The organism is Kribbella pratensis (assembly GCF_004366075.1).
GTDB lineage: Bacteria > Actinomycetota > Actinomycetes > Propionibacteriales > Kribbellaceae > Kribbella > Kribbella pratensis.
The window spans coordinates 1,501,741-1,519,417 of sequence record NZ_SODU01000002.1; the positions used below are offsets into that span (position 1 = coordinate 1,501,741).

The 17,677-nt window shown below is 68.6% G+C and carries 21 protein-coding genes; 13 read left to right on the top strand and 8 right to left on the bottom strand.

The features are described from left to right. Positions 1-13: 13 nt before the first annotated feature. Positions 14-427 carry an alternative ribosome rescue aminoacyl-tRNA hydrolase ArfB gene (arfB, locus tag EV137_RS22210; protein ID WP_238157124.1) on the bottom strand — a complete coding sequence of 138 codons (414 nt, stop codon included), beginning with the start codon at positions 425-427 and terminating at the stop codon, positions 14-16. 42 nt (positions 428-469) lie between these two features. Here arfB and EV137_RS22215 point away from each other — a divergent pair, with 42 nt between their 5' ends. From EV137_RS22215 to EV137_RS22245, 7 genes are all read left to right on the top strand, one after another. Beyond that, positions 470-883, top strand: a complete 414-nt coding sequence (locus EV137_RS22215) for an HIT family protein (RefSeq protein ID WP_134130580.1) — start codon at positions 470-472, stop codon at positions 881-883. Positions 884-928: 45 nt separating this feature from the next. Continuing rightward, positions 929-1,360 (top strand): TlpA family protein disulfide reductase, encoded by a 432-nt coding sequence (locus EV137_RS22220; protein WP_134130581.1) that lies wholly within the window; start codon positions 929-931, stop codon positions 1,358-1,360. Between the two features lie 60 nt (positions 1,361-1,420). Further along, positions 1,421-2,275, top strand: coding sequence for an RDD family protein (locus EV137_RS22225; protein ID WP_166679970.1), 855 nt, complete (start codon positions 1,421-1,423; stop codon positions 2,273-2,275). A 284-nt stretch (positions 2,276-2,559) separates the two neighbouring features. Continuing rightward, a complete protein-coding gene (locus EV137_RS22230) occupies positions 2,560-3,006 on the top strand; it encodes a DUF4395 domain-containing protein (RefSeq protein WP_134130583.1) in 447 nt (148 codons plus the stop codon). Positions 3,007-3,018: 12 nt separating this feature from the next. Continuing rightward, on the top strand, positions 3,019-3,867 hold the full coding sequence (locus EV137_RS22235) for a sulfurtransferase (RefSeq protein WP_133787201.1): 849 nt from the start codon (positions 3,019-3,021) through the stop codon (positions 3,865-3,867). A 1-nt stretch (position 3,868) separates the two neighbouring features. Continuing rightward, positions 3,869-4,165, top strand: coding sequence for a DUF1416 domain-containing protein (locus EV137_RS22240; RefSeq protein WP_131294190.1), 297 nt, complete (start codon positions 3,869-3,871; stop codon positions 4,163-4,165). A 303-nt stretch (positions 4,166-4,468) separates the two neighbouring features. Next, positions 4,469-5,695, top strand: a complete 1,227-nt coding sequence (locus EV137_RS22245) for a choice-of-anchor P domain-containing protein (protein ID WP_134130584.1) — start codon at positions 4,469-4,471, stop codon at positions 5,693-5,695. An 85-nt stretch (positions 5,696-5,780) separates the two neighbouring features. On the opposite strand, the gene dtd is transcribed toward EV137_RS22245, so the two are convergent. Further along, a complete protein-coding gene (dtd, locus tag EV137_RS22250; RefSeq protein ID WP_134130585.1) occupies positions 5,781-6,206 on the bottom strand; it encodes a D-aminoacyl-tRNA deacylase in 426 nt (141 codons plus the stop codon). A gap of 92 nt (positions 6,207-6,298) precedes the next feature. Between dtd and EV137_RS22255 the strand changes: the two genes are divergently transcribed. Further along, positions 6,299-7,123: a beta-keto acid cleavage family enzyme gene (locus EV137_RS22255; protein WP_134130586.1), complete on the top strand. Its 825-nt coding sequence runs from the start codon at positions 6,299-6,301 to the stop codon at positions 7,121-7,123. On the opposite strand, the gene EV137_RS22260 is transcribed toward EV137_RS22255, so the two are convergent. Together EV137_RS22260 and EV137_RS22265 are read right to left on the bottom strand one after the other, a co-directional pair. Continuing rightward, on the bottom strand, positions 7,066-7,506 hold the full coding sequence (locus tag EV137_RS22260) for a hypothetical protein (RefSeq protein WP_134130587.1): 441 nt from the start codon (positions 7,504-7,506) through the stop codon (positions 7,066-7,068). The two genes, EV137_RS22255 and EV137_RS22260, sit on opposite strands and share 58 nt — an antisense overlap. Continuing rightward, complete coding sequence (locus EV137_RS22265; RefSeq protein ID WP_134130588.1) at positions 7,503-8,654, bottom strand: molybdopterin-dependent oxidoreductase; 1,152 nt, start codon at positions 8,652-8,654, stop codon at positions 7,503-7,505. Before EV137_RS22265 ends, EV137_RS22260 begins: the two co-directional genes overlap by 4 nt. Positions 8,655-8,816: 162 nt before the next feature. Between EV137_RS22265 and EV137_RS22270 the strand changes: the two genes are divergently transcribed. Together EV137_RS22270 and EV137_RS22275 are read left to right on the top strand one after the other, a co-directional pair. After that, the gene (locus EV137_RS22270) at positions 8,817-9,374 is read left to right on the top strand and encodes a hypothetical protein (protein ID WP_238175487.1); all 558 of its coding nucleotides are present in this window, start codon (positions 8,817-8,819) and stop codon (positions 9,372-9,374) included. Then, on the top strand, positions 9,374-11,080 hold the full coding sequence (locus EV137_RS22275) for a hypothetical protein (protein ID WP_134130589.1): 1,707 nt from the start codon (positions 9,374-9,376) through the stop codon (positions 11,078-11,080). Before EV137_RS22270 ends, EV137_RS22275 begins: the two co-directional genes overlap by 1 nt. Positions 11,081-11,135: 55 nt before the next feature. Here EV137_RS22275 and EV137_RS22280 read toward each other — a convergent pair whose 3' ends face one another. Further along, on the bottom strand, positions 11,136-11,498 hold the full coding sequence (locus tag EV137_RS22280) for a DsrE family protein (protein ID WP_134130590.1): 363 nt from the start codon (positions 11,496-11,498) through the stop codon (positions 11,136-11,138). 165 nt (positions 11,499-11,663) lie between these two features. Between EV137_RS22280 and EV137_RS22285 the strand changes: the two genes are divergently transcribed. Continuing rightward, positions 11,664-12,158: a heme-binding beta-barrel domain-containing protein gene (locus tag EV137_RS22285; RefSeq protein WP_133787209.1), complete on the top strand. Its 495-nt coding sequence runs from the start codon at positions 11,664-11,666 to the stop codon at positions 12,156-12,158. Here EV137_RS22285 and EV137_RS22290 read toward each other — a convergent pair. Both EV137_RS22290 and EV137_RS22295 read right to left on the bottom strand, forming a co-directional pair. Next, positions 12,155-12,832 carry a response regulator gene (locus EV137_RS22290; RefSeq protein WP_134003258.1) on the bottom strand — a complete coding sequence of 226 codons (678 nt, stop codon included), beginning with the start codon at positions 12,830-12,832 and terminating at the stop codon, positions 12,155-12,157. The genes EV137_RS22285 and EV137_RS22290 overlap by 4 nt on opposite strands. Next, entirely contained in the window at positions 12,825-14,081 is a 1,257-nt protein-coding gene (locus tag EV137_RS22295) for a sensor histidine kinase (RefSeq protein WP_134003260.1), read from the bottom strand. Before EV137_RS22295 ends, EV137_RS22290 begins: the two co-directional genes overlap by 8 nt. Positions 14,082-14,211: 130 nt before the next feature. Here EV137_RS22295 and EV137_RS22300 point away from each other — a divergent pair, with 130 nt between their 5' ends. After that, positions 14,212-15,579: a cation:dicarboxylate symporter family transporter gene (locus EV137_RS22300; RefSeq protein ID WP_134130591.1), complete on the top strand. Its 1,368-nt coding sequence runs from the start codon at positions 14,212-14,214 to the stop codon at positions 15,577-15,579. Between the two features lie 166 nt (positions 15,580-15,745). Here the strand turns inward: EV137_RS22300 and EV137_RS22305 are convergent, their stop codons facing one another. Continuing rightward, positions 15,746-16,567, bottom strand: coding sequence for an LLM class flavin-dependent oxidoreductase (locus EV137_RS22305; protein ID WP_134130592.1), 822 nt, complete (start codon positions 16,565-16,567; stop codon positions 15,746-15,748). Positions 16,568-16,677: 110 nt separating this feature from the next. On the opposite strand from EV137_RS22305, the gene ygfZ reads away from it, so the two are divergent. After that, on the top strand, positions 16,678-17,670 hold the full coding sequence (gene ygfZ, locus EV137_RS22310; RefSeq protein ID WP_134130593.1) for a CAF17-like 4Fe-4S cluster assembly/insertion protein YgfZ: 993 nt from the start codon (positions 16,678-16,680) through the stop codon (positions 17,668-17,670). Positions 17,671-17,677: the final 7 nt, after the last annotated feature.

A 17,677-nucleotide genomic window follows, 5' to 3' on the forward strand; every position in this document is an offset into this window, starting at 1 on the left:
CCAAAGGGCCGAGTCAGTCGTCCGGCCGTCCGCGGAGCCGCTTGGTCTCGCCGCGGCGCTTCTTGTTGTCGAGCCGGCGCCGTACGGACCCCTTGCTCGGCTTGGTCGGCCGCCGCTTCCGGGGTGGCGGAGCGATCGCCTCCCGGATCAGCACGGCCAGCCGTTCCCGGGCGGCCTCGCGGTTGCGCCACTGCGACTTGTACTCCGACGCGGCGATCGTCACCACCCCGTCGACCAGCCGCGACTGGAGCCGCTCAAGCGCTCGGGTCTTCAGTACGTCGCTCAACGCCGACGTACCCGCCACGTCGAAGCTCAGCTCGACCCGGCTGTCCGTGGTGTTCACGGACTGCCCGCCCGGTCCGCTCGACCGTGAGAACCGCCACGCCAACTCCGCCTCGGGAATCACCACCCCCGCCCGCACAGTCACTCCACTCTCCACAGCTCCATTAGACCGGAGCACAATCACCAGATGGATGCCTGTGTCTTCTGCGGCCTGATCTCTGCCGACTCGGCCCGCTGGATCGCCAAAGAGGACGCAGCGGTCGCGTTCCTCCCGCTGCCCGGCGAGGAGATCTCCCCGGGGCACACCCTGGTTGTGCCGCGGCGTCACACCACCGCAGGTCTCCTGGACGCGCAGCCGGGCGACCTGACTCTGGTGATGGACCTGGCTCAGCGCATCGCGCAGAAGATGGTGGCCAGGCTCGGAGCGACCGGTGTGTGCGTGCTGAACGCCAGTGGGCCCGGCTCCGGCCGCAGTGTCGACCACCTCCACCTGCACGTGGTCCCGCGGTACCCGGGCGACGGTGACGACTGCCTGCCTTGGCCGACCGGGCGTTCGGTCCACCGCCTCGCTGTGGATCCGCAGGTGCTTCTCAGCACGTGAAACGGGCGGTTGAACCGTGAACGGCGCGACGTACCGTGGGTAGCTGTGAGCCTGGGCCTGTGGGTACTCGTCGCGGCGGTAGTGGCCGGCGTGGGGCTCAGTGTGCTCAAGGCCTGGGTCGACGGGCGGTTTCGCGGGAAGAGTGAGGACGACGTGGAGCGCGTGACGGCCGCGGACTTGGGTGGGGAGCTGGGCGAGCGGGCGACGCTGCTGCAGTTCTCGTCGGCGTTCTGTGCGCCGTGCCGCGTCACGCGGCGGACGCTCGCCGAGGTCGAGTGCATGGTCGACGGCGTACGTCACGTGGAGTTGGACGCCGAGTCCCACCTGGAGCTGGTACGCCGGCTCGACATCCTGCGTACGCCGACGACGCTGGTGCTCGACAGCACCGGAGCCGTCGTGAAGCGCGCCAGCGGAGCACCGCGGAAGCCGGACGTGATTGCCGCGCTGGCCGTCGCGATCGACCGCCAGCCGAGCTGACAACGTCCGGTACGTGTCACCGGATGGCCAATGAACCGGGACTTAGGCAAGACTCTCCCGGTGAGCTCCCAAGTAGCAGGTTGGTACGACGACCCTGAGGACCCGACCCAGCAGCGGTACTGGGACGGCAACGCCTGGACGGATCAGCGTCGCCCGCAGGAGGGCCCACCCCCGTTCCAGGGGCAGTTCGGCCAGCCGAAGACGCAGGACTTCCCGAAGTACGGGCAGGCCGCGGAGCACGGACAGGTGTACGGCGGCGGATCGGCCCAGTCGCCGGGTCAGTCACCGTCGCAGTTCGGCCAGCAGGCCCCGCAACAGGGCGGCTACCCGGCGTACCCGCAGAGCAGCCAGGGCTTTGGCTACCAGGCCCAGGGTTCCGGCACCACCCCGGACGGTCAGATGCTGTCCGGTTGGTGGCGCCGTGTGTTCGCGCGCATCATCGACTCGATCCTCGCCTGGTTCATCGCCTTGCCGCTGACCGGCTACTTCTACTACCAGTCCAGCAAGGTGATGAACGCCTGGGTGGAGGACGTGCTGGACGCCGCTCGTGCCGGTAGCTCGACTCCGGTCTCCGTGCCGCCCGAGGTGTTCAAGTGGGCCATCCCGGCGTCCCTGCTCGGGGCTCTGGTCATGTTCGTCTACGAGTACCTGTTCCTGGTCGCGAAGGGCCGCACTCCCGGCAAGATGGCGACGGGGATCGCGGTCCGGCTGCGGGATGCGCCGGGCAAGCCGCCGCGCGGGGCCGCCGCGAAGCGATCTGCGCTCCTCCTGGTGCTGACCATGGCGGGCTCGATCCCGGTTGTCGGCCTCTTCGCCTCCCTCGCGCTGCTGCTCAACTACCTCTGGCCGCTGTGGGACGACAAGAAGCAAGCGCTGCACGACAAGATCGCCGCGACGAACGTGGTCCGCGTCTGAATCCACGGCACGCGTCCACAGTTTGATCAGTTGTCTCACGTGATGGGACCACGGGTGGTGTGCCCGCCGAGGTTCCGTAGTCTCGTTGCGTGGTTTACACGACATGGCTGACGAAGCGACGGGCAGTGGACAACTGCCGCGTCCGCTCTTCGCTGTGTCGTCGCCGCTGACCAGGCGGCGTCCCGAGCGCTGCGGAACCGGTCGCTGAGCACGGTTCCGCGTACGTCGCCTCCCGCAGACCCGGGCGGGTTCCGGCTCGACATCCTCCTTCACCGGGAGTCGTCATGTCCGAACAACAGACGGCACAACAGGTCGATCCGCGCGGTCTCCGGTTCGCGGCCGGCGTGACCACGGTCGTCCTGGCGCTGACGCTCGTACTGAACAACCCCTGGCCGCTCGCGGTGCAAGCCGTGGTGTTCGCGATCTCGGTCGCGTTCGGCGTGAGCGCGTCGCCGTACGGGTTGCTGTTCAAGCGGCTGGTCCGGCCCCGGCTGGGCCCGCCGAAGGAGCTGGAGGACGCGGCCCCGCCGCGGTTCGCCCAGTTGGTCGGCCTCGTCTTCGCGGTCGTCGGTCTGGTCGGGTACCTGACCGGCGTGACCGTCCTGGGAGTGGTCGCCACCGGATTCGCCCTGGTCGCCGCGTTCGTGAACGCGGCCGTCGGGCTCTGCCTCGGCTGCGAGGCCTATCTGCTGATCCACCGCATTCGTACGCCAACCACCGCTACCAACTGAGAGGCAGCACACATGAGCAGGGAATCCGCGCTCGTCTCGGCCGACTGGGTCGAGGAACACAAGAACGACGCCGGTGTCGTCCTGATCGAGGTCGACGAAGACGTCTCGGCGTACGACGCCGGCCACATCGCCGGAGCGATCAAGCTGGACTGGAAGGACGACCTGCAGGACCCGGTCCGGCGGGACTTCGTCAACAAGGACCAGTTCCAGGCGCTGCTGTCCGATCGCGGCGTCAAGAACGAGGACACGGTCGTGCTGTACGGCGGCAACAACAACTGGTTCGCGGCGTACGCGTACTGGTACTTCAAGCTCTACGGCCACGGTGACGTGAAGCTGCTCGACGGCGGCCGCAAGCGCTGGGAGCTGGACAGCCGCGAGCTGACCGACGAGGTCGTGAAGCGCGAAGCCACGGAGTACAAGGCGAAGGACCCGGACCTGACCATCCGCGCCTTCCGCGACGAGGTCAACGAGGCCATCGGCGTGAAGAACCTCGTCGATGTGCGGAGCCCGGACGAGTACGCCGGCCGGCTGCTCGCGCCGGCGCACCTCCCGCAGGAGCAGGCGCAGCGCGCGGGCCACATCCCGACCGCGGCGAACATCCCGTGGAGCAAGGCGGCCAACGACGACGGCACCTTCCGCGCCGACGACGAGCTCAAGCAGCTGTACGCCGACGCCGGCGTCGACTTCGGCAAGGACACGATCGCGTACTGCCGGATCGGTGAGCGCTCGGCGCACACCTGGTTCGTGCTGCACGAGATCCTCGGCCAGGAGAACGTGAAGAACTATGACGGTTCCTGGACCGAGTGGGGTTCGCTGGTCGGCGTACCCGTTGCTCTCGGCGACGAGCCCGGGGAGGCCTGACATGTGCGGAGCGAAGCAGGGCGGACTCGACCTCAAGGGCGTGGACGTCGACAAGGAGGCCGTGATCCAGGGCCAGGTGCTGCGTGGCGAGGAGCCGGTCGGCGGCGCGTACGTGCGGCTGCTGGATTCCACTGGTGAGTTCACGGCCGAGGTGCCGACCTCGGCGACCGGGCACTTCCGGTTCTTCGCGGCGCCGGGCAGCTGGACGCTGCGGACGCTGGCCCCGAAGGCCGACCCGGTCGACCGTCAGGTGGTCGCGCAGTACGGCGAGGTCGCGGAAGTGGCCGTCACTGTCTGAGCAGTCGATCGTTACTGATGGTGCCACCCCCACCCGACGGTGGCCCACCCTGAAGTAAGCACCGAAGGGCCCGGACCTTGCGCGTCCGGGCCCTTCGGCATGCCCGGATCGCCTGCCGGTCAAGGATTTCCGGGTCATCGCGGCCGGGTTACGGGTGGGACCGGGAAATCTCGTGGAACGAGCGACGATGTAACGGTTTGGTCTCGGAGCGCGGTCGTCTCGTCACCTACCGCAGTCGGCTGAGTTGTGTCTGTGTCCTGACCCGCACTTCGGGTCACGTCATCACTCAGGGAGGAGGGGTCAATGCGACCCCGCATCGGATACAAGAAGCTCGCCGCCGTCGGAGTTGCGGCGGTAGTCGGCGTGGCTTCTACGATTGCGCTGACGTCGGGTTCCGCGTCCGCCTCGCCGGTTTTCGGCTACAGCGGCTACGCGTACGGGACCGACGTTCAATCCGGGCTGGCGAACAGTGGCCCGCAGGTGATCAGCAAGTTCGGTTGCACCACGGACGCCAACAAGGCTGACAAGAACGACATCGCCACGGCGAACGTGAACGGGCAGGCGATCGCGCGCTCGGTGAAGACCGACACGCACAGCTTCAACAACGCCAGCGGCACCGGCGTCACCAGCAACGCGGTGGCCGCCGACATCCGCGTCGGCAACCTGCTCACGCTGACCGGCGTGAAGACCACCACCACGTCGAAGTACTCGAAGGGCCAGCTGTCCTACACCGGCAGCACCACCTTCGCGGGCGTGCGGATCGGCGCGGTCACGGTGCCGTCGCTGCTGAACCCGAAGCCGAACACCAAGGTCGCCGTACCGGGCCTGGGCTACATTGTTCTGAACCGTGTCGGCGGCGTGAAGACCGCGTCCGGCATGTACTCGTACGCGCAGGCGGTCGTGCTGCACGCGACGGTGAAGAACCAGTACATCCCGCAGGGCGTCGACGTCGCGGTGCTGAAGACCCGCGCGGAGATCTCGAAGCCGGCGACCGCACTGGTCATCGGTTCGGCGTACGGCACCAAGGCCTGGGCCGACAAGCTGGTCGTCTCCGACGCCACGTCCCTTCAGACCACCTGCCAGGGCACTGAGGGCAAGACGGTCCGGGTCGCGGTCGGCGAGCTGAACATCCCGAAGGTCGCCTACGTCGGCGGTGTCTACACCACCAAGAACGGCGCCATCGGCGAGGGCAAGTCCTACATCAACTTCACCTCGCACGTCGCGGGCGTGAAGGTCGGCAGCCTGTCGATCGGCGCCATCGAGTCCTCGGCCTCCGCGTGGAAGACCAAGGACGGCAAGGCCGGCGTCAGCTCGTCCTCGACGATCGCCTCCATCAGGGTCGGCGGCAAGAGCTACGCCGTCCCGACCGGCGAGAACAAGACCCTGGACATCCCGGGTGTTGCTCGCCTGACCTTCAACCAGGTCATGCGCCAGAAGCGCTACATCGAGGTCAACGCGCTGGTTGTCGACGTCTACAGCCTGAACACCAAGGTTGTCGTCGCTCACTCGGCCGCCGGCGTCGTCAGCTGATCTCAGCAGACACGCTCTGAGTCGAACCTCACCGACCCAGAACCCCCGGCCCCCGGATCCCGCACGGATCCGGGGGCCGGTTCTTTTATGCGTCGAGGATCAGGGTCACGGGTCCGTCGTTGGTGAGGGCAACGTCCATGTGGGCTCCGAAGACGCCGCGTTCGACCTTGGCGCCCAGGGACTCGAGGGCGGTGCAGAAAGAGTTGTAGAGGGGCTCGGAGACCGGGCCGGGGGCGGCGGCGTTCCAGGAGGGGCGGCGGCCCTTGCGGGTGTCGGCGTACAGGGTGAACTGGCTGATGGCGAGGATCGGGGCCTGTTCGTCGGCGGCGGAGCGTTCGTCGTGGAGGATGCGGAGGGTCCAGATCTTCGCGGCCAGCGCGGCGGCCTTCTCGGGGGTGTCGTCGTGGGTGACGCCGAGCAGGACCACCAGCCCGGGCCCGTCGATCGCCCCGACCACCTCGCCGTCCACCGTGACCGACGCCCGGCTGACTCGCTGTACTACGGCTCTCATGACCACATCTTCTCGTGCGGGAGATCGTCCGGTCATCGGACCCTCCGACCGGCAAATATCCGTTTCGAGATGCGATCTGGCAGGATTCGTCCATGGCGTCGACTCTGATCACTGTTGCTCCCACCGGTGCCGAGACCGCGAAGGCGGACTGTCAGGCGTTGCCGACCACGCTCGACGAGCTGGTCGAGACGGCGAAGCGCTGCGAGGCCGCGGGGGCGGCGATGATCCACATCCACATTCGCGACGGTGAGCACAAGCCCACGCTGGACCTCGGCCGGCTGACCGAGACCGTCGCGGCGGTCCGGGAGAACACCGCGCTGATCGTGCAGCTCTCGACGGGCGGTGCCGTCACCGATCCGTACGAGGATCGCCTCCGCGTGCTGGACGCCGTACCCGACTCCTGCTCGCTGACCATGGGCACGGTCAACTTCGGCGACGACGTGTTCATGAACCCGTGGCCGTTCGTCACGCAGCTGTTCCAGCTCACGCAGGAGCGCGAGGTCGTTCCCGAGTTCGAGCTGTTCGACCTCGGCCACGTCGCCGCACTGCACCGGCTCCTCGACAAGTACGGCCTGCCGTACGGCGGACGCGTGCACTGCGACCTGGTGATGGGCGTCCCCGGCGGCATGCCCGGTACGGCGGACGCACTCGTCGCCGCCGTCAACGCGCTCCCCGACGCCGTCACATCCTGGTCCGCCACCGGCATCGGCCGTACGTCGTTGACCGTCGCGCTGGCCGCACTGTCGAAGGGCGGCAACCTCCGCGTCGGCATGGAGGACACGCTGACGCTGGCGAAGGGGCACCCGGTCACGCACAACGCCGAACTGGTCGAACGCGCCGCCGCCCTGGCGACCCTCGCTCAGCGCCCGCCGATGTCCCCGGACGAGGCCCGCGACCTTCTCAAGGTGAAGAAGTAGCCGGCGATCCCGGTCACGATGATCGTTGCCTCCAGCAATAGCCAGTCGCGGAGGTAGTCGCGGGCGAGCACGGTCGAGTTCGTACCTTTGCCCTGCCGCAGTAGTAGCGGCACGGCGATCAGGCTGGTGATCCCGACGTACAGCAAGGTCGTCCGCACCGCGCCGACCGTTCGGTGCCGATCGGGCCCGGCCGACCATCGAACGAAGAGCCAGCCGACGCCGACGGTCAGCGGCACCAGGAAGAAGTCGTCGGCCACGACGGCCCCGCCCAGCCAGATCGGCAGTCGGATCAGCGCTGGTAGCTCCAGGGCGCTGAGCAGCAGCCAGAGTCCCCACAGTCCGACACCGACACCGGCGACGGCCAAACCGATCCGGGTCTTCACGAGATGACCTCCAGTCGATGCACCCACTTGCTCTGCAGGACCCCGGGCCGATTGGGCGCGATGACTCGCGCAGGGAACCCGTGGTCGAGCGCAAGCTCACCGCCGTTCAGCCGGAGCGCGAGCAGTGTCAGCGGATCAGCGGCGAAATCCGGTGGCAGCTCGCTCGTCGCGTAGAACCCGCCCTTCTCCATCGAGACGACCCGCACTCTCGAATGCGCCGGGGCTCCGGACAGTTCGAGCAGGTCCCGGATCCGGATGCCCTCCCAGCGGGCGCCTTGGCTCCAGCCCTCGACGCAGGCGATCGGCAGCTCGGAGCGGCTCTGCGGCAGCGCCCGTAGTTCGTCCAGCGCGTAGGAGAGCTGCTGCGGTCCCGTGATCATGAAGCGCCAGTTCTCGTCGATTCCGGTGACGCCGGCGGCTTCCGCCGTACGGTTCACCGGCAGGCCTTGGGGTCCGATGTTCGGCTTCCGCGGCGCCAGGACGGCGACCGGACCGAACGCCGGGACCGACTGCCCGACCGACGTGATGCCGACGAGGGTCGCGGCGCCGGCCACCGTCCGGAACAGCCCGCGCCGGGTGAGCCCGGTGATTGCCGGCGGCAATGAGTCAGGCACCTTCTCGGCCGTACGCCGCCAGTTCGCGCGGATCAACGGGAGCTTGACGGCGAGGTGGACCAGCAGGGCGCCGACGATGATCCACGCCAGCGCGTAGTGGGTCTGCCGGAACGGGAACGGCCACGGGTACCACTGCAGGGTGTTGATGAAGCCGATGAACAACTCGAGTGCCATCGCCGAAACCAGCACCAGGATCGACGCCCGCTCCAGCATCGTCGCGAGCGCCTTTCGGCTCGGCGGCCACGGCGGCTTCGCGAACAGCTTCGGGTAGACCGTCCACAACTTCGCCAGCAGCAACGGAACCGCGACGGTCCCGCTCAGCACGTGCAGTCCCTGAGTCACGCGGTACAGCGAGGCCGGACGGCTGGGGATCGGCAGCCAGCTCGGGGTGTCCTGGGCGAAGTGGCTGTAGAGACCGGTCAGGAAGCAGATCGTCACAGCGACCGCGAGCCAGCGGCCGATGACCGTCGCCACCCGCGGGTGGTGCAGCGGCGACGGGAACGACTTCTCCGTCGGAGGTGCCGGGAGCTTCATGTTTCTACTACAACCCAGCCGGAGACGTGTGGACGGCGTACGGCGGTTACTGCTCGCGAACGGCGTACCCGGAACCAGTTATCCACAGGTCTGCGTCTGTACCGGAGTTGGTGGCACCGGTCGGGGCATACTCTGGGCAAACTTGATGGAAGGAGTGGCGGAGTGAAGACGCAGGAGCGGTCGTTCGACGATGACGAGCGGGCGATGGCCGATCTGGCCGAGGTCGTCGACTGGCGACCGATCTGGGGGCCGCCGGCCACCGGCATGGACGCGATCCGTGCCCTGGTCAACCGCGTCACCGATGCCACCGGCTGGCGTCCCTGGGCGCCGGGGACCATCGATCCTGATCGGTACACCTGGGGCCTGGTCACCCAGCGCGAGACGGTGATGCTCGTGCTGCCGGACGCCGTACTGCCGGAGTCGCCGCGGAGCGGCTGGTCGGCGTACGAGATCGGTTCGTCGGAGCTGCCGCAGGCCGAGGAAGGCCTCGACGCGCACTGGCCCGGCCAGCTCGAGATCGCCCGTCGCTACTGGGGTCCGCCGGTGTACGTCGGGCCCGGCGACGACCTACGCATTCCGCCGGAGTGGCGCGGCCGCCGCCGGCACTTGGCGGTCTGGCTGCGGCCCGGAGCCGAGTTCCACCTGTACGCGTCCCAGCCGGGGCCGGAGGACACCGCGGCCGGTTTCGGATATTCCGTCTATGCCAACGAGGTGGCCTGATGGCTGAGGATCAACTTGAAGCGGAAGACCTCCTGCGCATTCTGGTCAGGGAGTTCAAGCGCTACAAGGACTTCGGGCAGAACGTCTGGAACCGCCTGACGTCGCGGCAGCGACGCCGGGTGGGGATCGAGACGGGAGTCATCCGGGACCGCTGGGGCCCCGACCCTCGGTCGAACGAAGATCCCCGTGATCGCACCGCCCGGTTGGAGCGCGAGGCCGCGCGGGCGGAGGAACAGGTCCGCGATCTCGAGTCGCAGAACGAGAACCTGCGCGGCGACGTCGACCGCCTGCAGCAGCAGAACCGGGACCGCGACCAGGACCTGAACAACGACCGCGACCGGGACGGGATCGACGATCGGGTCGAGAACCGGACCGATCTCGATCGCGACCACCGCGACGACGCGACCGAGCGGCGGGACGAGGCCGCCGAGGAGCTCGACAACGCGAACGACCGCGACGGCGACGGCGTCGACGACTCGGTCGAGCGCCGCGAGGACGAACGCGCACGCGAGGACGACGAGCGCCGTAAGCGGGAAGAACGGGAGAGCCAACAGGATCGCGCGGACGGAGTCGACCCGGTCACCGCTGGGGCGGCAGCCGGCGCGGTGGCCGGGGCCTCGGAACTCGCCGACGAACAGAACGCTGGTGACCGGCAGGAGGACCTCGAGGCGGACAGGCAGTCGACGGTCGACGCGGACAACGCGCTCGACGAGTCGACGGTCGATGCGGACAACGCGGTGGACGATCCGTCGGCCGAGGCGGACAACGTGCGTCAGACGGAGCCTGCTGCGGAGCAGGAGGGCGTCGATCCGCACGTGGCGGAGGAGGGGGCGCTCGGCAACGACGAACGGTTCCAGCAGAACGACCTCGAGCAGGCCGGCCAGCAGACGGCCCCCACCCTCGACGCGGACAACGAGCTCAACGAGCCGGCAGCCGACGCGGACAACGCGCTCGACGAGTCGACGGTCGATGCGGACAACGCGGTGGACGATCCGTCGGCCGAGGCGGACAACGTGCGCCAGACCGAGCCTGCTGCGGAGGAGACCGACGTCGATCAGTCAGCCGAACAGAGCTCGCCCGGCGCGACCAACGAGCGGGTGGTCGAGTGGGACACCGAGCGGGACGGTTCGCACATTGAGCTGGACTCCGACCAGGAGTGGGACGGGACCGTCTACCAGACCGGCGAGAACGGTCCGAGTGTGACCATCAACGGCGGGCAGCAGGGACAGGAGCAGTCCGCCCCGGATGTAGAAGGCCAGGAGCAGGGCGGATCCCAGTCGGCGGAGGCGGTCAACCTCGACCGGGTCGAGGGGCAGACCTTCACCGTCGGACAGAACGGAGTCCAGTTCGCGGACCAGAACCAAGCGTCCCCCGCCACCGAGGGCCCATCGACCAGCCAGGCGCAGGGCACGCAGTGGCGTCCGCCGGAGCGGGCAGCCGAGGACCCGGCGATCGCCGAGGCACGAGAGACCCAGGGGGACAAGCAGCAGCGCGGTCCCGGCAAGGATCTCCCGCCACACGAGCAGGCGCAGTTCCACCACACTCGAGGAGACCAGGAGCCGCTCAGCAAGGTCGACCCCAAGAACGCGGCTCTCGCAACCAACGACCGCCCCGGCACTCCAGCCGCGCAACGCGGCCAGGACCGCGACCGCGGCGGCCGAGGCAACGACGGCCGAGGCGGCGACGGCGGCCGCGACTTCCGATGACCCAGCTACAACAACAGCAAGGTCCGCGGGCTATCGGCGTCCGCGGACCGTGCTGTCAGTAGACGATTGCTTGGGTGTTGTCCGTGAGGATTTCTTCGGTGAAGGCGGGGGCGCCGGCGATGCGGGTGCCGGGGCGGAGGTCGGAGTCGGTGAGGTCGCGGCGCTTGGCGCACTGGGTGCAGACGGTGAGTTGACCGCCTTCGAGGACTGCGGTGAGCAGGTCGGCGAGGGGCGCAGCGTGCGGGAGTTCGAAGGCTTCCGCGCGCCCGGGGACGGCGAACCAAACGGCCTCACCGGTCAGCCACAGGGAGACCGTGGCACCGGTCGCGACCGCGGTGGCGGCGACGGTGAAGGCCTGGTTGGCGCGCTCGGGCTCCTCGGCGCCTGCGGTCAGTTTGATCACCAGCGTGCGGGACATCACGCCACCGTAGCCGAAACCGCCGTACCCATCCTCTAGACTGACCAACGTGCTGCACGTCGTCTTCACCACGCTGCTGGTCCTGGTCTGTGTGTTCATGGGCTGGTTCTCGGCATTCGTCGTCTACCGGCTGTATCGCGGCCGTAGTGCGAACTGAGTGACCCCATGGCGTTCGAGATCCCGCAGGACCTGCACCCCGATCTGATCCCGCTCGCGTGGCTGCTCGGTCGCTGGGAGGGCCGGGGGCACGGTGACTACCCGACCATCGAGAAGTTCGAGTTCGGGCAGCAGATCGACTTCACCCACAACGGCAAGCCGTACCTGCACTACGTCAGCCAGACCTTCGTGGTCGGCGAGGACGGCACCAAGGAGCGTCCGCTCGCCGTCGAGACCGGGTTCTGGCGTCCGCAGCCGGACAACAAGGTCGAGGTCATCCTCGCGCACCCGACAGGCATCGCCGAGATCTGGTACGGCGACATCGACGGCGCGAAGATCGAGCTGCAGACCGATGTGGTGGCGCGCACCGTCACGGCCAAGGAAGTCACCGCCGGCCACCGCCTCTACGGTCTCGTCAACGGCGAGCTCCTGTGGGCCTACGACATGGCCGCCGAAGGCCAGGCCCTGCAGCCCCACCTCTGGGCGACCCTCGTCCGGTCCTAACTCTCCGACACCCAGGAGTACTCGACTTTCGGGCGGCCGCTGCGGCCGTCGTAGCGCTGCGTACGGAGCGCCTGCCCTTGATCGGCGAGGTGTTCCAGGTACCTGCGGGCGGTGATCCGCGAGGTGCCGAGCGACGTCGCCACCTCCTCCGCGGTCCAGCCCTCGCGATCGGCGAGGAGCTGTACGACGCGGTCGAGCACACCTCCCGCGAGACCCTTCGGTACCGACGAGGTCGTTGCTGGATGCAACAGCCGGTCCACCTCGTCCTGATCCGCGACGACCTGGCCGGCCTCGGCAGCGCGGCGTTGGCGTGCGTACGCCGACAGCCGGTCCCGCAAGGTCTCGAACGCGAACGGCTTCAGCACGTACTGAACGACCCCGATCCGTGCGGCCGCCTGCACCGCCGCGACCTCGCGCGCCGACGTCACCGCGACCACGTCCGTTTGATTGCCAAGGGCCCGCATCCGCCGTACGACGTCCAGCCCGTGCCCGTCCGGCAGGTGCATGTCGAGCAGTACGACGTCGACGTTGCCCCGCGCAAGCACCTGCAGTGCGCGCCCCGCCGTACCGGAGACTCCCACGCAGGTGAAGCCGGGCAGGCGTTCGACGTACGTGCGATGTGCTTCCGCTGCGACCGGATCGTCCTCGACGACGAGTACGCGTAGGTCAGGCACTCGCGCCCACCGCCCGCGGCAACCGGACCCGCACGGTCAGTGCGGGTACTTCGTCCAGCTCGGAATCCGGATCGACCATCAGTGAACCCTGCCACCGCTCGACCGTGCTCCGCACCAGCACGAGCCCCAGTCCGTGTCCCGGCTCCGCCTTCGTCGTCCACCCACGCTCGAACATGTGCGCCAACTCCACCGACCCCAACTCGGCACCCGTGTTCGTCACGATCAGGTCCACTGCGTCCGCGGTCGTCGCCGCCCGGAACTCGACCTTCCGCGGCGCCGGACCGCCCCGCGCCGCCTCGATCGCGTTGTCCAGCAGGTTCCCGACCACGGTCACCACGTCCTGCGCCGGCAGCCGGGTGTTCAGCGCTTCGTGCCCGAGGTCGAGGGTCAGTACGACGCCGCGCTCCTGCGCCTGCGACAGCTTCGCCAGCAACAGCGAGGCCAGCACCGGATCGCCGACCGTGCCGACGACCCGATCCGTCATCGCCTGTGCGAACTGCAGCTCCGACACCGCGAACTCCCGCGCCCGTTCCGGTTTCCCGATCTCGATCAGGCTGACCACGGTGTGCAGCCGATTCGACGCCTCATGATTCTGTGCCTGCAGCGATTCCGCCAAACTCCGTACGGCGTCCAGCTCGCCGAGCAGCCGCTGCAACTGGGTGTGGTCCCGCAGCGTGACGATCCGCCCGCGCCCGGACGGCTGCTGGTTCACGACGACGACTCCTTGCGCGCCGAGGTGCAGCTCGTCGTACGCCGTCCGCCCGGTCCCTAGCAACTCGGCCAGAGCTGCACCGAGAGGGAGCTCCTCCAACGGCGTACCGGGTGCAACTTCGCGCAACCCGAGGAGCTGCAGCGCCTCGTCGTTCGCGAGCTGGACCCGGCCGTCGAGGTCCAGCAGGATCAGCCCTTCGCGGGCCGCGTGCAGGACGCCTTCGTAGAAGTCGAGCATCCGCGCCAGCGACTGCGTGCCCATGCCGCGCGTCGCGCGACGGACGCGCCAGGTGACGAGCGCGTTACCCGCGATCGCGACCCCGAGCATCAGGCTCGCGATCCCTAGCATCGAGCGCAGGTCGAGCCGGGCCAGCTCCCACCAGCTCGGTGCGGCCAGGCCGGTGGCCGCCGCGTCCCGGAGCGCCTGGGCGCGGGACCGGCTGACCATCACGATCCAGACCATCGCGATCAGGACCGCGACCGTGACGCTCTGCAGCCAGAGAACCTGGCGGCGCAGCTCCCACGGACGGTGTCGCATGCGGACAGTTTGCCCCCAATCCGCCCCTGACTCGCACTGCGAACGATATGAACGAAATGCGCACTTCTCCTGTGCGTCACGTCACAGTTACCCACAACCCCTCCGCCAGGCCGATAAGGGAGTCCCACCAATGTCGAGCCCGACCGAACCTCGTCCGACTCCGGTCCGCAACGACCGGACCCATTTCCTCTACATCGCCGTCATCGTCGCCGTCGCACTCGGCATCGGTGTCGGTCTGCTGTTCCCGGACTTCGCCGTCGAGCTGAAACCGCTCGGCGTCGGATTCGTCAACCTGATCAAGATGATGATCAGCCCGATCATCTTCTGCACGCTGGTGCTCGGCATCGGATCGGTCCGTCAGGCCGCCCGTGTCGGCAGGGTCGGCGGTCTCGCGCTCGTCTACTTCCTGGTGATGTCGACGGTCGCTCTCGGTATCGGGCTGGTGGTCGGCAACCTCGTCCACCCGGGCTCCGGACTGAACCTGACCGAAAAGCTGCGTGAGTCGGGCCAGAAGCAAGCGGCCGGCGCGCACGCCAGTACGTCGGACTTCCTGCTCGGCATCATCCCGAAGACGATCGTCTCCTCGCTGACCGAGGGCCAGGTGCTGCAAACGGTGTTCGTGGCGCTGCTGGTCGGCTTCGCGCTGCAGGCGATGGGCTCCAAGGGCCAGCCGGTCCTGGACGGCATCACCCATCTGCAGCGGCTGGTGTTCAAGGTGCTGTCGATGATCATGTGGGCGGCGCCGATCGGTGCCTTCGGCGCGATCGCCAACGTCGTCGGCGCGACCGGCACGGATGCCCTGGTCAGCCTGGGCAAGATCATGCTGGCGTTCTACATCACCTGTCTGATCTTCGTGGTGGTCGTCCTCGGCACCATCCTGCGAGTGGTCACCGGGATCTCGATCTTCCAGTTGCTGCGCTACCTGGGCCGCGAGTTCCTGCTGATCGTGTCCACGTCGTCGTCGGAATCGGCGCTGCCGCGGCTGATCGGGAAGATGGAACACCTCGGCGTCGACAAGTCCGTTGTCGGTATCACCGTTCCGACCGGCTACTCGTTCAACCTCGACGGTACGGCGATCTACCTGACGATGGCGTCGCTGTTCATCGCGGAGGCGATGGACCAGCCGTTCTCCCTCGGCCAGCAGATCTCCCTGCTGCTGTTCATGATCGTCGCGTCGAAGGGTGCCGCCGGTGTCACCGGTGCGGGCCTGGCGACGCTGGCCGGCGGTCTGCAGTCGCACCGGCCGGAACTGCTCGACGGCGTCGGTCTGATCGTCGGCATCGACCGGTTCATGTCCGAGGCCCGTGCGCTGACGAACTTCGCCGGCAACGCGGTCGCGACCGTCCTGGTCGGCCACTGGGTCGGCGAGTTCGACAAGAACCAGGCCGAGCAGGTGTTCGCCGGCAACGACCCGTTCGACGAGGTCGCCTTCGCCGCCGGCGACACCCACGCCGGCGACGTCCCGGCCGCGGTGGAGTCCCGCTCAGCTGACGCCTGACCCGCCCCTCCACCCCCACGCACTGCCTGCCGGCCACAGACCGGCGGGCAGCGCGCTGTTCTTTGTGCCCCGATCAATCACTGGCCGGCTTCTTTGAGCACCCATCAACCATTTCCGGACCGGATTTTTGGTTGATCGGTGCTCAAAGTCGGCGGGCAGGGCCTTACTACTTGCCGTCCAGCAGTTCGATGACCCGTGCGAAGTCCTCCAGGTAGCCCGAATTGACGCTGATGTAGCTGGCGCCGATCTGGTCGCGGCGGCGCAGGAGTTCGTCGGCCATCTCCTGCGGAGTGCCGCGGAGCAGCATCAACGAGTCCATCGCCTCGAGCTCGTCGGGGTCGACGCCGGAGGCGCGCTTGGTCCAGGGCGGCAGCGGGCGGGTGCCGGCGGCGAGCAGGTTCATCGCGAGCTCGATGTCGTCGGCGCGGGAGCCGGCCAACTCACGCAACTCGCGCGCGACGGCCGCAACCTCCGCGCGAGGAGTGGTCGCGTCCTTGGCCAGCGAGACGATGTCGGCCCGCTCGGCCGCGAGCGCGAGCGCCTTCGGCCCGCCGGCGGCCAGCATGATCGGCGTACGGCGGTCGCCGTCGAGCTCGCGCAGCAGGTCGAGGGTCTCGATGACCTGCTCGCGCCGCTCCCGCGCCGTTCCCCATCGCAGACCGACCTCGGCCGTCTGCTGCTCCGCGACCGGACGGCCGGTGCCGATGCCGAACTCGAACCGCCCGTCGGTGAGCACGGTCAGGGTGTGCGCCTCCCAGGCGGTCTGTCGCGGCGTCCGCAACGGCGCGGCGGCGACGAAGGTGCCGACCCGGATGTCGGCGACCGCGGCCGCCATCGCCAGCGAGGAGAACGGCGCCGGGAGCTGCAGTCCGTCCGGCATCAGCACGGTCTGGAAACCGAGATCCGCCGCCTGCCGAACCGTCTTCACCCACTCCTCACCGGTCGTCGGACTTCCCGCCACACCGAACCGGAACTGCCTCGCGTTCATCGCCCTGCTCCCTCCGTCGTTGGATGACTCCAGCCTCGCGGCCGATGGGGTCTGTCCACATCCCACGAGGGGAGGCGTTCGCCGTACGCCGACCGACGTACTCTGGTGACATGTCACGTATGCGCAGCCCCCTGCTGGACCGGCCCGGCGCGGTCGAGGCCGACGGACTCGACGCCGGCGTCGCGGCGCACTATGGCTCGGACCTGCGCGAGCAACGGGCCCTGGTCGCGGGTGAGGCGTTCGTCGATCTGTCGCACCGCGACGTGGTCACGATCACCGGCCCGGACCGACTGACCTGGCTGCACGCACTGACGACGCAGTACTTCGAAGGCCTCAAACCCGGTACGTCGACGACCGCGCTGCTGCTGTCTCCGACCGGGCACGTCGAGCACGTGATGTACGGCGTCGACGACGGCGAGACGTTCTGGCTGCACACCGAGCCGGGCGCGGCCGCCGCGTTGGTGGAGTGGCTGCAGAAGATGGTGTTCATGTCCCGCGTCGAGATCGCGGACGTGACCGACGACTACGCGATCATCTGGCGGCCGGGCGCTCCCGAAGGCGAGCATCTGACCCGTAGCGGTGATGACTCGCTGGGTGGGCACGAGGTGTTCCTGCCGCGCGCCGAGCTGGCTGGGCTGGAGGGCGCCGCGGCCGGGATCTGGGCGTACGAGGCGCTCCGGATCGAGGCGGGCGCGCCGCGGTTCGGGCTCGACACGGACGAGCGCGCGATCCCGAACGAGCTCGGATGGCTCGGTGTCGGCGTACATCTGGAGAAGGGCTGCTACCGCGGCCAGGAGACCGTCGCGCGGGTCCACAACCTCGGCCGCCCGCCGCGCCGCATCGTCCGCCTGCTGCTCGACGGCTCCGTCGACCACCTGCCGGCGCACGGGTACGCCGTCCGCGTGGGGGACAAGCAGGTCGGCGTCATCGGCTCCGCGGCCCGCCACCACGAGCTCGGCCCGATCGCCCTCGCCCTGATCAAGCGCAACGTCGACCCCAGCGCCGTACTGGAGATCGTCGCTGAGGACCAGCCGACCGTGACCGCGACCCAAGAGCTCTTGGTCGACCCCGAGGCCGGCCTGCACGTCCGCGCCCGGCTGTAAGCCGCAA

Excerpts from the sequence above, each read along its gene's own strand:
- EV137_RS22215 (WP_134130580.1), top strand. The coding sequence starts at position 470 with ATGGATGCCTGTGTCTTCTGCGGCCTGATCTCTGCCGACTCGGCCCGC.
- EV137_RS22230 (WP_134130583.1), top strand. The coding sequence starts at position 2,560 with ATGTCCGAACAACAGACGGCACAACAGGTCGATCCGCGCGGTCTCCGG.
- EV137_RS22235 (WP_133787201.1), top strand. The coding sequence starts at position 3,019 with ATGAGCAGGGAATCCGCGCTCGTCTCGGCCGACTGGGTCGAGGAACAC.
- EV137_RS22240 (WP_131294190.1), top strand. The coding sequence starts at position 3,869 with ATGTGCGGAGCGAAGCAGGGCGGACTCGACCTCAAGGGCGTGGACGTC.
- EV137_RS22245 (WP_134130584.1), top strand. The coding sequence starts at position 4,469 with ATGCGACCCCGCATCGGATACAAGAAGCTCGCCGCCGTCGGAGTTGCG.
- dtd (WP_134130585.1), bottom strand. The coding sequence starts at position 6,206 with ATGAGAGCCGTAGTACAGCGAGTCAGCCGGGCGTCGGTCACGGTGGAC.
- EV137_RS22255 (WP_134130586.1), top strand. The coding sequence starts at position 6,299 with ATGGCGTCGACTCTGATCACTGTTGCTCCCACCGGTGCCGAGACCGCG.
- EV137_RS22265 (WP_134130588.1), bottom strand. The coding sequence starts at position 8,654 with ATGAAGCTCCCGGCACCTCCGACGGAGAAGTCGTTCCCGTCGCCGCTG.
- EV137_RS22275 (WP_134130589.1), top strand. The coding sequence starts at position 9,374 with ATGGCTGAGGATCAACTTGAAGCGGAAGACCTCCTGCGCATTCTGGTC.
- EV137_RS22280 (WP_134130590.1), bottom strand. The coding sequence starts at position 11,498 with ATGTCCCGCACGCTGGTGATCAAACTGACCGCAGGCGCCGAGGAGCCC.
- EV137_RS22285 (WP_133787209.1), top strand. The coding sequence starts at position 11,664 with ATGGCGTTCGAGATCCCGCAGGACCTGCACCCCGATCTGATCCCGCTC.
- EV137_RS22295 (WP_134003260.1), bottom strand. The coding sequence starts at position 14,081 with ATGCGACACCGTCCGTGGGAGCTGCGCCGCCAGGTTCTCTGGCTGCAG.
- EV137_RS22300 (WP_134130591.1), top strand. The coding sequence starts at position 14,212 with ATGTCGAGCCCGACCGAACCTCGTCCGACTCCGGTCCGCAACGACCGG.
- EV137_RS22305 (WP_134130592.1), bottom strand. The coding sequence starts at position 16,567 with ATGAACGCGAGGCAGTTCCGGTTCGGTGTGGCGGGAAGTCCGACGACC.
- ygfZ (WP_134130593.1), top strand. The coding sequence starts at position 16,678 with ATGTCACGTATGCGCAGCCCCCTGCTGGACCGGCCCGGCGCGGTCGAG.